Origin of the sequence: Pseudomonas sp. Leaf59, assembly GCF_920984685.1 — a bacterium.
Taxonomy (GTDB): Bacteria; Pseudomonadota; Gammaproteobacteria; order Pseudomonadales; family Pseudomonadaceae; genus Aquipseudomonas.
Genome location: NZ_CAKLBR010000028.1, coordinates 42,465 through 56,418, shown reverse-complemented (window position 1 = coordinate 56,418; position 13,954 = coordinate 42,465). Strand labels below are relative to the sequence as shown.

General features: G+C 61.2%; 12 protein-coding genes. 9 read left to right on the top strand and 3 right to left on the bottom strand.

Annotated features, from left to right (window positions below):
- Positions 1-228: 228 nt before the first annotated feature.
- Positions 229-483, bottom strand: a complete 255-nt coding sequence (locus LUB09_RS22405; protein WP_057009320.1) for a hypothetical protein — start codon at positions 481-483, stop codon at positions 229-231.
- Positions 484-646: 163 nt separating this feature from the next.
- Between LUB09_RS22405 and LUB09_RS22400 the strand changes: the two genes are divergently transcribed.
- The gene (locus LUB09_RS22400; RefSeq protein ID WP_017738628.1) at positions 647-967 is read left to right on the top strand and encodes a DUF883 family protein; all 321 of its coding nucleotides are present in this window, start codon (positions 647-649) and stop codon (positions 965-967) included.
- A 33-nt stretch (positions 968-1,000) separates the two neighbouring features.
- Here LUB09_RS22400 and LUB09_RS22395 read toward each other — a convergent pair whose 3' ends face one another.
- Positions 1,001-2,038: an Ldh family oxidoreductase gene (locus LUB09_RS22395; protein ID WP_209981580.1), complete on the bottom strand. Its 1,038-nt coding sequence runs from the start codon at positions 2,036-2,038 to the stop codon at positions 1,001-1,003.
- A gap of 169 nt (positions 2,039-2,207) precedes the next feature.
- Here LUB09_RS22395 and LUB09_RS22390 point away from each other — a divergent pair, with 169 nt between their 5' ends.
- Entirely contained in the window at positions 2,208-7,346 is a 5,139-nt protein-coding gene (locus tag LUB09_RS22390) for a dermonecrotic toxin domain-containing protein (RefSeq protein WP_231423725.1), read from the top strand.
- A 21-nt stretch (positions 7,347-7,367) separates the two neighbouring features.
- On the opposite strand, the gene LUB09_RS22385 is transcribed toward LUB09_RS22390, so the two are convergent.
- Positions 7,368-7,637 carry a PepSY domain-containing protein gene (locus LUB09_RS22385; protein WP_003236351.1) on the bottom strand — a complete coding sequence of 90 codons (270 nt, stop codon included), beginning with the start codon at positions 7,635-7,637 and terminating at the stop codon, positions 7,368-7,370.
- Positions 7,638-7,790: 153 nt separating this feature from the next.
- On the opposite strand from LUB09_RS22385, the gene LUB09_RS22380 reads away from it, so the two are divergent.
- The 7 genes from LUB09_RS22380 to LUB09_RS22350 all read left to right on the top strand — a co-directional run bounded on the left by LUB09_RS22380 (position 7,791) and on the right by LUB09_RS22350 (position 13,760).
- Positions 7,791-8,786 carry a FecR family protein gene (locus LUB09_RS22380; protein WP_231423724.1) on the top strand — a complete coding sequence of 332 codons (996 nt, stop codon included), beginning with the start codon at positions 7,791-7,793 and terminating at the stop codon, positions 8,784-8,786.
- 319 nt (positions 8,787-9,105) lie between these two features.
- Positions 9,106-9,561 (top strand): hypothetical protein, encoded by a 456-nt coding sequence (locus LUB09_RS22375; protein ID WP_209981575.1) that lies wholly within the window; start codon positions 9,106-9,108, stop codon positions 9,559-9,561.
- Entirely contained in the window at positions 9,558-10,124 is a 567-nt protein-coding gene (locus tag LUB09_RS22370) for an adhesin (protein ID WP_231423723.1), read from the top strand. Before LUB09_RS22375 ends, LUB09_RS22370 begins: the two co-directional genes overlap by 4 nt.
- Positions 10,125-10,191: 67 nt before the next feature.
- Positions 10,192-10,875, top strand: a complete 684-nt coding sequence (locus LUB09_RS22365; protein ID WP_209981571.1) for a heme utilization protein — start codon at positions 10,192-10,194, stop codon at positions 10,873-10,875.
- Positions 10,876-10,936: 61 nt separating this feature from the next.
- Positions 10,937-11,614: a C39 family peptidase gene (locus tag LUB09_RS22360; RefSeq protein WP_209981569.1), complete on the top strand. Its 678-nt coding sequence runs from the start codon at positions 10,937-10,939 to the stop codon at positions 11,612-11,614.
- A 37-nt stretch (positions 11,615-11,651) separates the two neighbouring features.
- Positions 11,652-12,401 (top strand): hypothetical protein, encoded by a 750-nt coding sequence (locus tag LUB09_RS22355; RefSeq protein ID WP_231423722.1) that lies wholly within the window; start codon positions 11,652-11,654, stop codon positions 12,399-12,401.
- Between the two features lie 48 nt (positions 12,402-12,449).
- Complete coding sequence (locus tag LUB09_RS22350) at positions 12,450-13,760, top strand: hypothetical protein (protein ID WP_209981566.1); 1,311 nt, start codon at positions 12,450-12,452, stop codon at positions 13,758-13,760.
- Positions 13,761-13,954 lie beyond the last annotated feature (194 nt).

Here is a 13,954-nt window from a genome sequence, read left to right as displayed (position 1 = left end):
CCTGCGTTGGGCTGCGCAGCAGCCCCAAAACCAGACGCTGAGCCGTATCAGGTACACCGCGTTTTGCTTGATTGGGGGCGCTTCGCACCCCAACGCGGGGCAAGCCCGCTCGCCACAATAAGCCCGCAAAATTTCCTTAACTGAACGGCATTAGGGCAAGCCCGCTCGCCACAGAGCCATGGTTTGACTCGCCGTTGCCAACGCTGCGCGAGGCCATTGTGGCGTGTTTTATTTAGCCGCAGCCATCAGCTTGTTGACTTCGCTGCGCACCATGCCGGAGAACTCCGGTGGCGACATGCCGTCAAGCTCGGCACGCACCCATTCGGCCCATTTACCCTTGCGCTTGGCGCGCTCACCGAACAGTCGCGCGGCTTCGCCCTTGGCCTTGCCCAGGTTGCTTTGCCACAGGTCATAAAGACGGGACTTTTCATCTTCCAGCTCGGCACGTTCGGCGAGGGTCTTGTTGGCGAGATTGAAGCTCATGTTGAATTACCTGCTGCACAAATAGGTGCCATCTTACACCGTGGGTCGAAATATCCTGATCCGGATTTTGCTCCAAACCGGCTGCAGGCAAAAAAACTGCAACTTTTGCCGACGCCGGACACTCCATTGTTCACTGTCACATTCACCTGCAAGGAGTCACCCAATGGCCCGCAAAACCGCTGCCCAAGCCGTCGAAGAACAAATCAAGGATCAAGCGTTCAGTGAACTGACGGCGCTGATCGAAGAATCCGACAAGCTGCTTAAAAGCAGCGCAGCCCTGGTGGGCGAAGAAGGCGAAACCCTGCGTGAGCAGGTCGCCATCAAACTCAAGCAGGCCCTGGACTCGGTCTCCAGCGTGCGCGAGCGCAGCAAGCCGGTGGTGGATGCCACCGAGACCTACATCGGTGGTCATCCGTGGCAGACCGTGGCGATTTCCGCAGGCTTCGGTCTGGTGGTCGGCCTGTTGCTGGGTCGTCGCAACTGATTGCCGGGGGCTGCGCACCCTGCGCAGCCCCCGTTACTCTCCCGCCAGCTCCCGTAACTGCTGAAGATCCTTCGCGTCAATCTCGATACCCGCCTCCAGCGACTTCGCCCGCGTGCGATGACGCCGATCACCGGGTAACCGCCGCAACCCTGCTGCATGCATTTGCCGCACCAGCTCCTGACTGCGCTCGGCGAAGCTTTGCCCGGCGGTTTTGCTCGGGTCGATCACGATCAGCAATTGCCCGGTCCAGGGCGTGCGTGCGCCCGGGTGATCCGCCCAGTTGAATTCGAAGGAAAAATTACCGCCCGTCAACGCCGCCGCCAGCAGCTCGACCATCATCGACAACGCCGAGCCCTTGTGCCCGCCGAATGGCAACAGCGCGCCGCCTTCAAGCACCGCCCTGGGGTCCTGGGTAGGCTGGCCCAGGCTGTCGACCCCCATGCCCGGCGGCAAGCGCTCGCCGTTGCGTGCGGCGATCTGCACATCGCCGTGGGCGATGGCGCTGGTGGCAAGGTCAAACACAATCGGCGGCCCGTCGGCACGCGGTGCGGCGAACGCGATGGGGTTGGTACCGAACAGCGGCCGGTCGGCGCCATGGGGCACCACGCAGGTCATGCTGTTGACCACACTCAGCGCCACCAGACCTTCCTCGGCGAAGGGCTCGACATCCGGCCACAGTGCGGCGAAGTGATGGGAGTTGTGGATCGCGAGCAAGGCGATGCCGGCGCTGCGGGCCTTGTCCACCAGCAACGTACGCGCGGCTTCAAGGGCGGGCTGGGCAAACCCGTTGCAGGCGTCTACCCGCACAAAGCCTGAGGCAACATCCGTCACCAGCGGCACCGCATGGCCATTGACCCAGCCGCTGGCCAACGTACTCAGGTAACCGGGGATACGGAAAATGCCATGGCTGTGGGCGCCGTCGCGCTCGGCGCTCGCACAGTTGTGAGCCAGGATGGCCGCCACCTCGGCTGACGTGCCGTGCTTGATGAACAGGGCGTGCAGCAACGCCACCAGGTCGTTGAAGCCGATGAGCGCGCAAGGAAGGTCGACGATCGGGGACTGGGCAGACATCTATAGCTCCGATTTTATAATTGGGAGAAACAACAAGAATCCACATCGTCGATTAAACAACGCGGCCCGTGGCTGCTGTCAATGTCTGCTTCAGATATGTAACACCCTTGGCACTGCGCCTGCCATTACGGTGCGCACTGATGACAGCCCCGCAGATGGAACGCGCGCCATGACCCAGGTGAACCCGCCTTACTTTTTCGAAGAGTTTCAACGCCCCGTCAGTCGCAAGACCCCCTCGGAACGCGAGCGTACTCTGGGGTTTTCAGTCAAGGACCTTGATTGGTTGCTGACCCTGTATTACGCCACGGACGCGGCGCGCCAGAACAAGGAAGCACGCGACTACCCGATGAACGTGGAACGGCTGCTGGTCAATCTCAGCGACCAGCCCGCACTAGTGCTGGCCGGCGCCTTCATCATGAGCCCGACACCTGACGACGCTAAAGCCGTGCTCTTCACGCCCTATGGCGGCCTGGAGTTGTTCGACAGCCGTGCCGACCTGCTTGAGGGCGTGGAGGAACGCTTGAAACAGCCCGGCCAGCGTGCAGAGCTGCTGCAGTTTCTGGCCATCGATGAGCGTGACGCCTTGCCGGTCAAGGATCCATTGATCGTGAGCACCGCCGCCGTCCCCGGCGCCGTGATGGCGGACCAGCGCCAGGGCATTCTCGACGCGCAACAGAAAAACGTCGTCGCGATACTGGACCAGTTGCGCAAGCTCCCCACCCTGCGCTGGATGCTCGACACGCTGCTCAACATCATGGCGCGGCGCTACTTTCCCAGCCTTGACCAGAGCGACACGCGGGTGGACTTTCTCGCCAGGGTCGCCACCGATGAGGAACATCGTCTGGGCGCCTCCATGCCCCTGCGCGAGGCACTTCTGCAGTTTTACGGCCGTCAGGGCTGGCCCACGGACCAGACCCGCACGTTCGCCAATCTCGGCCACGACACCCGCCAGCATACCCTGCAGCAACAGGCCAAAGACCAGCAGAACTGGGACAGCCTGGTCGCGCAAACCAGCGGTATTCTCTCGACCTTGCTGCACAGCCTGCTGCAAACCTATTGGAACGAAGACTGTCGGGACGGTCAGTCACGCCTGCAGTTTTTCGCGCGGGTGATCAGTGACAAGTTTCGCGTCGACCTGCTGTTCAAGCACCAGGACCAGATCGTGAGCACTGAAGAAAGCCAGACGCTGCGCGCGATATTTCTCGCAGACCAGGCCGCGCGCAGCACCTATGCAAGCACCCTGAAAATAGAAAAGGTTCAGGTTCATGCGCCCTATCAACATTACGTTGAATTGGCCAGCACCCTGCTGATCAGCAACTCCCACGCGTATTTCTATACCCAATCGCGGGGGTTGCAGGTGCTCAAGAACGTGGAAGAACTCAAGGGCATGCTGCAGGCCATGCTCAAGACGGCCGGGCATGAAGATGAGCTGCTCAATTTTCTGTCGCTGGATGAGCGCAGCGTTTTTATCGACATGGATCAGGTGCAAGTCACCGGCAAACCTGTCGCCGACGATGTCTTCCAGGACATGATCAAGGACATTGCGGCCAAACAGTTCAGCAACCTGGAGCATGCGCTGGGCCTGTATCGGCGCAGCGTCGGCACCATCAACCTGGGCGCCCTGCTCGATACCGCCCTGGACGTTCGCATCATGCTCGACAGCCGGCTGATGGAGCACGACGCTGGCGGACACTGGAGCGTGCACCCAGTCACCAGCGGCAATGGACGACCGAGTACGGTATTGGCGGAAAAGGCCAAGCTGCAGCTCAAACGAATGCGTGCCGTGCATGATGCGCTGGCACTGGAACGCAGCAAGCAGTTGACGCTGCGCGATCTGGCCGCCCATGCACTGGATGCGGAAATGGCCAAAGGGCATATGAACCTGAAGGCCGATGACGTCTACCTCAATACCTATTCCACGCCGGCAGGAGAACGCGAGAGGCGCGTGCCTGAAACCTCAATCGGCATGGTCGCGCACTTTATTGCGCGCCTGGCCGGGCAGGCTGACGCGCTTGGTCAGTCGGCGGTGCGCGGGTTTTACGGCAAGCCTGAAGCGGGCACTGCGTTGAAATTACCCAACGTGACGGTCGCCAGCTTCAATACAGTCATCGACAAGGTGCTGAGCAGCTTCGTCGACAGGGACCTGCGCACACTCCCCCATGTGCTGATCGACAACAACAAGGCACATCCGGCCCAGGGGCTGTTCGATGGCTTGAGCGGCGAAGCGCACCTCAGGCGCCTGTCACGTACCCTTGGCCCCACTCACGTCGCCTTGCTGGGCAGTGTGCTCAACAACGAGAGCATGACCCGGCTGACACGGCATGGCCTGAAAGGGTTTATCCCGGACGCCTACGGCCTGAGCCTGAGCGTCGGAACCCGCACCGATCCACTGACCAGCTGCTTTGTACTGACCGAACGCGGCGGCATCGACACCGAGCATTCCGGTGCGGCCATACTTTGGACGCCAGGGCGTGGCTATGAGGGGTTTGCCTCGGTCAAGACCTTGCGCGATACCCTCGACCGACGTGTACAGGATGAGCGTGAACGCTGGACGTTGGTTGAGCACCTGCCGCCGTCCAGGCGTGTGCCCCACCAGCGTTTCATGCTGGGCCCATTGCAGCGTATCGATGATCATCTGGTCAACAATCGCCAGTCCACCTATAGCCGCTTCGTGCTGGACGAGATCGACCACCTGCTGTCGATGAGGCTGGGAGCACAACGCTTTCAGGACTGTATGGACGCGTTGATCCGCCGCGCGCCGCCATCCAACCTGGACCGAGCCATCAACATCGCCCACGCCCTGATCAACCAGCAGGCGTTACCGGTATGGCTGGGCATGGCGGCGCAGGCAGACCAGCGCCTGCATGCCGAACTGCTCGAACAGTACCGCCTGAGCGCGCCGCAGGAGCGCGACTATCTGCACGGCATCACGCCCCTGCGCGATAAAGTCGGGAGCACGCTGAAAGCCCTGCTTGCAGCGCGCTTTCCCGACCACGCGACAGACCCGGAGCACGTGCTGATCACGCCACGCATCGAGCTGCAGGGCCACACGCAGACCCTGACGGATTTCGCCATGCGCCATCTGCCGCAATTGCGCGCCGACGATATCCGGCCGACATCGCGTGCTGCCACCGGGCTGCCCGCCACGCTGGACGGGAACGCCGTGGTGCAACTGGTGCGGCAGCTGGATTTGAAGAGTATCTACCAGACGTTGCTCGCCACCCACCTCAACGGCAACACCGACGACACGCGCGTGCGCCGCCAACTCTTCTGCCGGCAGCTGCCCTGGCAACTGCTGCAGTACGCCCACGAACAAAAGCTCAATGAACGCCTGTCGGACGCGGCCTGGCGCCTGCTCCAGCAAGCCTTTGACATGCCCGATGCCGTGGCCCGTGCCGCCGTCAGCGGTGCGAAGGCGCTGATTCGACCGCTGGAGCTGATCGCCACCAAGGGCGCCTCCGTAGTCGCGGCCCTGGGCTGCTACCTGATCGGTGCCGAGGCAGCCGATCCCCTGGTGCTGTACGCGCCCTACAGCACCCGGCACGTATTGAAAGAGTACAAGGACGAAACCGAACTGCTGCATGAGTTCACATCCCCCGGCGCATTGCAGGACTGGGTGATCGGCCAGATGCAAACGGCTCATCAGACGACCTATCGCAATCTGTTGCGTCGGCCGAACGCGGACATTCATCTGGGCGCGTCGCCCGTCAGCGGCAATCTGCTGCATCGGTTGTTCGACGACAACCGCGAGATGCTCAACCGGATGCTGACCTGCCAGTTCACGCCATCGGGGCAACGACAGTGGGATGCGGTGAGCAGCCTGCTGAGCGAGGCTATCCCCAGAGGCCTGGCGTTCATGGCGGGCAAGCTCGCCTACCCGCTGGTGGTGTGGCGCAGTTATACGTTGTTCAAGGCCTCAGCCGAAGACCTGCAAGAGCATCGTTGGACAAGTGCACTCAAGACCTTTATCGCCGGCGTGGCCCAACTGGCCGCCCTGCGCGATGAACTGGACGCGCCGTTGCCTGGCTTGCCTGCGGCCAAACAGCCGTCGTCGCTCGAACAATGGCCAGCAGCCTCACCGCCCAAAGCGATGACTCTGGACACCTACAAAGTGACGGCCCCTGCGCGCACGCGTTTGAAGAAGTTTGAAGGCCAGGATGTTTCGCTTGACTCCCTGAACCTGAATGCGCAGACCCACACCTACGGAGAGAAGTACGGAGAGCGCCACTTTGTGCCGGCTGCGGGCAAGGTATACGCCGTGAGCAAAGCCGGTGAGCACTGGCGACTGGGTGCTACCGAGGATCGCGGCCCCTGGATACAACGCAATAGCCAGGGCATATGGGTGCTTGACCTGAACCGACACACCCCCCGCTATGGCAAGGTCCTGTCCCGCCTTGCCGATCGCTACTACCCTCCTACCGCCGAGCAGCATGGCATCAACGTGGAGGCGATTGGCATGCGCGCAATCAGCGCCGTGTCGAGTTGGAAGGCGCGCTGTATCAACGAAGCATTGAATGTCGCCACGTACTACGCCGTGACCTGCAAACGCAACATTCTGCACTTCGCCCCCTCACGTGATCCGTTGAGCCGGTGCGGCTTGTTTTTTGGCGACATGTTCGGCGTCGGTACCCTCAGCCCCGACCAATTGGGGCGGATCGAGCGCCGGATTGACGAAGTGCTCAATGAGCTGATCAACCCCAGCCTGATCACACCCGACTCCATGCGCTTTGTCAGTGGCACCGACCGTTACAACCCTGCGGATGCTTGCGCGTTCATTCTGCCTGGCGAAGCAGAACGCAGGATTTACTTGATGGACCGCTTTTTCGACCCGCTGCTGGACGTCTATCAGAACCGTCTCAACGCGCCGTTCGACATTGCCGCCCATGCACGTGCGGCCACCCTGATCCACGAGATAACCCACATAACCTGCGACACTGAAGACCTGGCCTACCTGGACTCGATGCGACCGTTTCCTGACTTGATCAACGTCAACATCAAAGGCGCCACGCAGCTCAAGACCACGCTGACGGACTTGCGTGAAACCGCGCTGTCGACGCTGACGCCAGCCTCGACGCTGTTCAGGACGTGGGACGAATTCAGCCAGACGTGGGAAGATTTCGGCAAAAGCACTTCGAGTACTTCACTCAAGGACAAGGTGCTGAGTATCACCGGTACAAAAACGTTGCAGGATGCGCGGTCAGTGTTCATGAGTAACGTCGACAAGCGCATCGACACCATCCTGGCCAATGCAGACTCCATTACCTACCTGATCACCCACCTGGGCCGCACGTTGGATGCGGGAGCCTGAACAGGCTCCCGGCGCGGTCGATCAGTCTTTCTGATCACGCAGGACGTTGCCCGAAGCGCCGTCGATGCGGGCTTCATACACGACGCCGTCGGACTTGCGTCCCTTGACTTCCCAGTAGCCGTTGTCGTCGGCTTCGGCCGCATAGACTTCGACATAGCCGGCCTTGGTCTTGGCCACTTCGATGGCTTTTTCAATCGGGATCCAGCCGGCGCCCGGCTTGTCGGCCAGCGCAGCGCCTGCGCTCAGCAGGGCGGAGGTTGCACACAGCGCGATGAGGGTTTTCTTCAGCATATTGGTTACTCCATCGTGGGAAACACAGACTCAAGTCCTGAAATTTTTAGGTGCGCGCCAACGAGAATAAGTTCCAATTGATGTGCATTCGCCATGATGCTGTTCTCGCCGTCCGCTCGGGGAGGTTAGAATGTGGGAAATCAGGATGAGTCAATGAGCGAAAATTCCGTTTCAGAAGCAGAATATGACGCCATCACCGACGCCGCGGCGCAGTGGTGCATGCGCCTGCATGCGGCCGACTGCACCGGCGCCGAGCGCCAGGCTTTCCAGCGCTGGCATGACGCTCATCCACTGCACGCCTTTGAATACGCAGCCATGCTGGAGATCTGGGACGTTGCCGAGCACCTGCCCCGCCCTCAAACCCAGCCTGTCGTGGTGCGGTTCAAACCGCGTAGCCGATTGCGCACCTATGCAGTCGCCGCTGCGATTTGCCTGGTAGCCTTGCCGCTGGCAGCGTTCACCGGTTGGGAAGCCGGCTGGCTGCCCAACGCCTATGAACGCTTCGAAACAACCAATGACGCACGCGTAGTCACCCTGGGTGATGGCAGCCAGGTGGAAATGAACCTGGGCACGCAACTGGTCTACGCCAATTACAGGGATCAGCGTCAACTGACGCTGAACAGGGGCGAAGCGTTTTTCAAGGTCAGCCATGACAGCGCTCACCCGTTTATCGTGCGGGCCGGCGACGGCCGGGTGCGTGTGACGGGCACTCAGTTCAACGTGTGGAAATATGAAGACCAGGTACGGGTGATGCTGCTTGAGGGCTCGGTGCAGATTTCCAGCGACACGGTGCACGGCAGCGTGCCGCTGACCCCGGGAATGCAGGCCAGCTACCAGCATGGCGATGCAACACCCAAGCTCCGCGCGATCAACCCCGGCGACTCGGCGCTGGCCTGGCGCCAGGGTAAGCTGGTACTCGATAATCTGGCCCTGGCCGATGCGCTGCCCTTGATCAACCGCTACCTGAGCAAGCCGGTGATGCTGGCCGACACGCCCACCGGGGCGATTCGCATCGGCGGCATCTACAACATCAATGAGGTCAACAACCTCATCCCTTCCCTGCCCAAGGTGCTGCCGGTCTACCTGACCCAGAACCAGGACGGCAATCCCGTACTCAATTCCATTCCGCGTAAAGCACCCAAGGGCTGAGCCTTTTCGCCAGCCATCGCGGGCCCGCCTGCGCCTGATGTGTCCATTTTTGAAACACTTCCCCGCCTGCAACCGCCCGTCTTGAGCGGATTCATGGTTTTGCCCTGGGCAGTGTTTCATCCTTGAGACAGCTCACAGGCGGCACTGGATCTGCGTCATCACCTCAACGCTGTCTCATCTCTGAAACAGCATGGCCATCACTTTGCCCACAAAAAAAGCTAACCTTTTGAATATAAACGTCAAATAAAAAGCGGCACGCCTTCTGCTCTACGTCTGTCAGCGCTGTTTAGGGTCAGCGCTATGACTAAGGACTGCCACCGTGGACACACACAATCCTGGCTCACTGAGCCTCCTGCTGATCGGCTGCGCACTGAGTGCCGTCGTGAGCCTGCCAGTGCTGGCGGCGAATGATGGAGTGATCGTGATCGAGCGTCAGGTGCAACCTTATGCCATTGGCCGTGCACGCGGCACCGACCCCTACCCCATCACCGCCAATGCCAACCCGACCGGGCAAATCCGCGCCGTCACCAACGAACTCAGCGACCACGACATCGCTGGCATCAGCAGCGGTTCCAGCGTTACCCGCAGCGTCATGCCCAATGGCGACCTGAACGGGTTGAACGCCATCGGTGCCGGTAACAGCCTGGGTGCCGCCAGCGCGGCGGGCCAGGGCGGCGGCAGCGCTGGCATCTCGGGAACGGTCAACGGCGCAGTCTCACGCGGCCTCGCACCGCTGAACAACCTCGGCGGCATGATCGGCGGAGCGATGAAATGAATCATCTCTGGATGCTCCTGGCCATGATGAGCTGCTCGGCAGCCATGGCCGACACGACCGGCAACAACGCCAGCATCGATAACTCGGGCCAGCAATACAACGGCGCGGTCTCGATCAACCAGGCCGCCGGTGACCAGCAACAGCTGAGCAACAACCTCGCCATCGCCGTGGGCCATAACGCCCGGGCCACTGTCTCCGTCACACAGAAAATCAGCGGCGCCGCCGCCGACCGCTCCCTGAGTGCCAGCACTGCGATTCAGGGCAACGCTTTCAGCCATGGCAACGGTGCACTGAGCGTCAATCAGTCGGCCGGGGCCCAGAACCAGATGATCAATGCCGTGCGCGTCAGCCTGACCACTGGCCCGCAAAGCATCGACGACAGCGTCATGTCGCAACAGACCGTTGCGCTTGCAACAGACTCGGGATTGACCTCTACCACTGGCAGCCGCCAGGTCGTTACCAGCGACCAGGCCTTCACCGGCAGCCGTGGAGTGGTACAGGTCAACCAGAGCGCCGGGGTGGGGAACCGAGTGGCTAACACCCTGAATGTGCGACTCAACTGATGGAGCTGAGTCGCCTGCCGGACCGTATCAACACTTAAATCACTAATTAGAAGCAAGGAGATACACCATGAAAACCACCACAGCGCTCAAACCACTGGCTTTCGCTCTCGCTGCGCTCATGGCTGTTGCAGCCCAGGCAGGCGGCTACCACGCGCCTACCACTGCTGCCGCGACTACCGTTGACGGCCAGAGCAACAAGGGCAACACCGTACTCAACGACAAAACCGAAAACAACGCGTCGACCACTGACTCCTACAACCACATCAGCGGCGTGGCCAACGGCAACGTGCTGAGCGGTGACAACAACCAGGGCAAGAACGACGTGGCCATCGTTTCCGGCGATGCTGACTTCGTGTTCGCCAGCACCGGCACCGCGCAATCCAACAGCGGCAACCTGGCAATCAACGGCGGCTCGCAAAACAATGCTTCGCTCAACAGCAGCGGCAACAACGCTTCCGGCGTGATCCAGTTGAACGCAGCCACCGGCACCTCCAACCAGGGCAGCAACAGCGTTGCTATCGCCTCCGGCAATGGCGACAGCGGCGCAGCCGTTGTATCCGGCGTGCAGGATGTGTCGGGCAACCTGACCGTGAACCTGAGCAGCGGCCATGGCTGGGGTGCCAAATCGGTGGTCACCAACAACGCCAGCGTGAACAACTCGCTGAACTACAGCTCCGGCGTATCGAACTCCAACGTACTGTCGGGCAGCAACAACCAGGGTCAGAACAACGTAGCAATCACTCGCTTCTGATGCAGATCGGGCCTTGCCAACAAGGCCCCTTTCATTCCAGTGTCCAACAGGTCACCTGATCATGCGCCGCGTTGTCTTTCTCCTTTTGTTCACACTCACCGGCCCGACCTGGGCGGGGCAAATGGCAGTCGTCATGCCCAACGGTGCGGTGGTGTACAAAAAGGTCGAGAGCATCCGCGAGCGCAAGTTCGCCAACCTAGTGGAACAGAAAACCGATTTCAGCTGCGGCGCCGCCGCGCTGGCGACCATCCTGCGCCAAGCCTATTGGATGGACGTGGATGAAGACCACATCATCAAGGGCATGCTGGTCAACGCCGACCAGGACTTGGTACGCACCCAGGGCTTCTCGATGCTCGACATGAAGCGCTACCTGGAAAGCATCAACATGCGCGCCAAGGGCTATCGCATCGCCCCCGACGTGTTGATGACCGTAAAGGTGCCGGTCGTGGTCCTGCTGGAAATTCGCGGCTACAAGCATTTTGTGGTGTTGCAGCGTGCCGACAAGGAGTGGGTGTACATCGGCGATCCGGTGCTGGGCAACAAGCGCTACGCCAGGGACGACTTCGTCAAGGGCTGGAATGGCATCGTGTTCGCCGTGATCGGTGAAGGCTACGACAAGACCAACGCCCTGCTCACCCCGCGCGTGCCGCTGACCGCCAGGAACCAGTTCAACGCGTTCAGCCCGGTACGTGACAGCGAATTGATGGAATTCGGTTTTATCCAGAGCGACTTCTTCTAGAAGCGCAATAAGGGGCAGGACGCTCCAGGAGCACACGATGAACACTTTCCGTTGGTTGACGGTCATCTGCCTGGCCGCCTCTGCACCGGTGCATGCGTCCTCGGCGTTCAAGCCGATCGAGCTCAAGGATGCGGAAATGGCCGACCTGCGCGGGCGTTACGTGATGCCGGGGCGCATCATCAGCTTTGGCATCGTCATGAGCAGCACCTGGACCAATGCCGCCGGCGCCACCGTGACCGGCAGCGCGGCCATGCAGGTCAACGCGTCCACCGTCACCCCGCAATTTTATGTGCAGGTATCGGGCAACGATGGCACAGGCGTGAGCAGGCAACCTGAAGGCACCGGCACAGTCGTCGGTGGCGCGGGCCTGGGCACCGGCCAGGGCGTGGTGCAAAGCGTTCGCGCGGCCGGGGATGGCAACGCTGCCACCAACGGCGTGGACATCAACGTGAGCAAAAACGGCCTGGCCCCGGCCAACTACGCGCAGTCCGGACAGGCGCTGCTGGCTGGCCAGCCGATCACCGGTGGCACGGCGGCAGGCCAGGTCACGGTGAGCGCCAATAATGGCGGGCTGCAAATGGCTCTACAGGCCAGCAACAACCAGGGCAATGTCGTGCAGCAGATCGGCGCCGGCAACGTGCTGCAAGGCACCGTCATTCAAGGCAACGGCAACGCGGTCAGCAACCTGACCCAACTCAATGTGGTCATGGGCAACAACGGTTTCAACAACATCACGCAGAACCTCAATCTGGATCAACTCAAGGGCCTTCGCCCCTCCGGTTATTGAACTACGCTGAGCCTCGACACTTACGCATTAAAAGGGACGGCTTATTTCATGCATCGATCTGTATCGTTACGTGCCGTGGTTTGTTTGAGTGCGCTCCTGCCCGCCTCCGTGCTTTATGCCGCACCGGACGCTGATATCGAAACACTGAAGCAAGAACTGCTGGAGCTCAAGCAACGCTATGAAGTGCAGCAAAAAGCACTGGCCGTACTGGAACAACGTGTAAGGCAAGTAGAAGATCAACCCGCAACACCCGCCCCCAAACGCCTGGCCAAATCCCCTGCCGACTTCCAGAAAGGCGGCACCACCGTGGCCGGCCATACGCCCGGCGTAGGCGCGGCGGCGGCCTCCGGCGGCGCGGGCGGCGGCAGCTCCTACGGGCAGAACCTCAAGGACGACTCGGCCCCGGCGCAAAGTGTGAGCAACCTGTACAACGAAGCCAGTGGCTTTTTCGGCAACGGCAGGTTCAGCCTGGAAACCGGCATCACCTACGCGCGCTACGATGCACGCCAGTTGTCCCTCAACGGCTTTCTCGCGCTGGACTCGATCTTCCTCGGCAATATCAACCTGGACCGCATCAAGTCCGACAGCTGGACCCTGGACCTGACCGGGCGCTACAACCTGGACAACCGTTGGCAGTTCGACCTGAACGTGCCGGTGGTGTACCGCGAATCCACCTACCAGTCAGGCGGTGCGGGCGGCAGTTCTACCGCCATGTCGGAAGGCTCGGTAACGCGCGACCCGACCATCGGCGACGTCAATGCCGGCGTCTCGTACAAGTTCCTCGACGAAAGCGCGCACCTGCCCGATGCGGTCGTGTCGGTACGGGTCAAGGCGCCCACCGGGGCGGACCCGTACGGCATCAAGCTGATCCCGAAACCGGGCAACGACAACCTCGCCATTCCCGAGAGCCTGCCCACCGGCAACGGCGTGTGGTCGGTGACGCCGGGCATCTCGCTGGTCAAGACCTTCGACCCGGCGGTGCTGTTCGGTTCGCTGTCCTACACCCACAACTTCGAGGACTCGTTCAGCGACATCAGCCCCAACGTCAATCAGAAGGTGCCCGGCAAGATCCAACTGGGCGACAGCTTCCAGTTCGGCGTGGGCGTGGCATTCGCGCTGAACGAGAAGATGAGCATGTCGTTCTCGGTGTCCGACGTGATACAGCGCAAAAGCAAGGTCAAGCAAAGCGGGCAGGATTGGCAGTCGGTGGTGTCCAGCGATGCCAACGCGGGCTATTTCAACGTGGGCATGACGATTGCGGCGTCGGACAACCTGACCATCGTGCCGAACCTCGCGATCGGCATGACGGACGATGCGCCGGACTTTACGTTCAGCCTGAAGTTTCCGTATTACTTCTGAATGCCCAACGCGTCCTTGGGTGCGGACTTGTTGTGGCGAGCGGGCTGTCGTGGCGAGCGGGCTTGCCCCGCGTTGGGGTGCGCAGCGCCCCCCATCAAGCAAAACGCTGTGTACCTGATACGGCTCAGCGCCTGGTTTTGGGGCTGCTGCGCCGCCCAACGCAGGACAAGCCTGCTCGCCACAGGGAATCTGCG

Bases quoted from the DNA above. Each gene is read 5' to 3' on its own strand.
- LUB09_RS22405 (WP_057009320.1), bottom strand. From the start codon at position 483: ATGAGCTTCAATCTCGCCAACAAGACCCTCGCCGAACGTGCCGAGCTG.
- LUB09_RS22400 (WP_017738628.1), top strand. From the start codon at position 647: ATGGCCCGCAAAACCGCTGCCCAAGCCGTCGAAGAACAAATCAAGGAT.
- LUB09_RS22395 (WP_209981580.1), bottom strand. From the start codon at position 2,038: ATGTCTGCCCAGTCCCCGATCGTCGACCTTCCTTGCGCGCTCATCGGC.
- LUB09_RS22390 (WP_231423725.1), top strand. From the start codon at position 2,208: ATGACCCAGGTGAACCCGCCTTACTTTTTCGAAGAGTTTCAACGCCCC.
- LUB09_RS22385 (WP_003236351.1), bottom strand. From the start codon at position 7,637: ATGCTGAAGAAAACCCTCATCGCGCTGTGTGCAACCTCCGCCCTGCTG.
- LUB09_RS22380 (WP_231423724.1), top strand. From the start codon at position 7,791: ATGAGCGAAAATTCCGTTTCAGAAGCAGAATATGACGCCATCACCGAC.
- LUB09_RS22370 (WP_231423723.1), top strand. From the start codon at position 9,558: ATGAATCATCTCTGGATGCTCCTGGCCATGATGAGCTGCTCGGCAGCC.
- LUB09_RS22365 (WP_209981571.1), top strand. From the start codon at position 10,192: ATGAAAACCACCACAGCGCTCAAACCACTGGCTTTCGCTCTCGCTGCG.
- LUB09_RS22360 (WP_209981569.1), top strand. From the start codon at position 10,937: ATGCGCCGCGTTGTCTTTCTCCTTTTGTTCACACTCACCGGCCCGACC.
- LUB09_RS22355 (WP_231423722.1), top strand. From the start codon at position 11,652: ATGAACACTTTCCGTTGGTTGACGGTCATCTGCCTGGCCGCCTCTGCA.
- LUB09_RS22350 (WP_209981566.1), top strand. From the start codon at position 12,450: ATGCATCGATCTGTATCGTTACGTGCCGTGGTTTGTTTGAGTGCGCTC.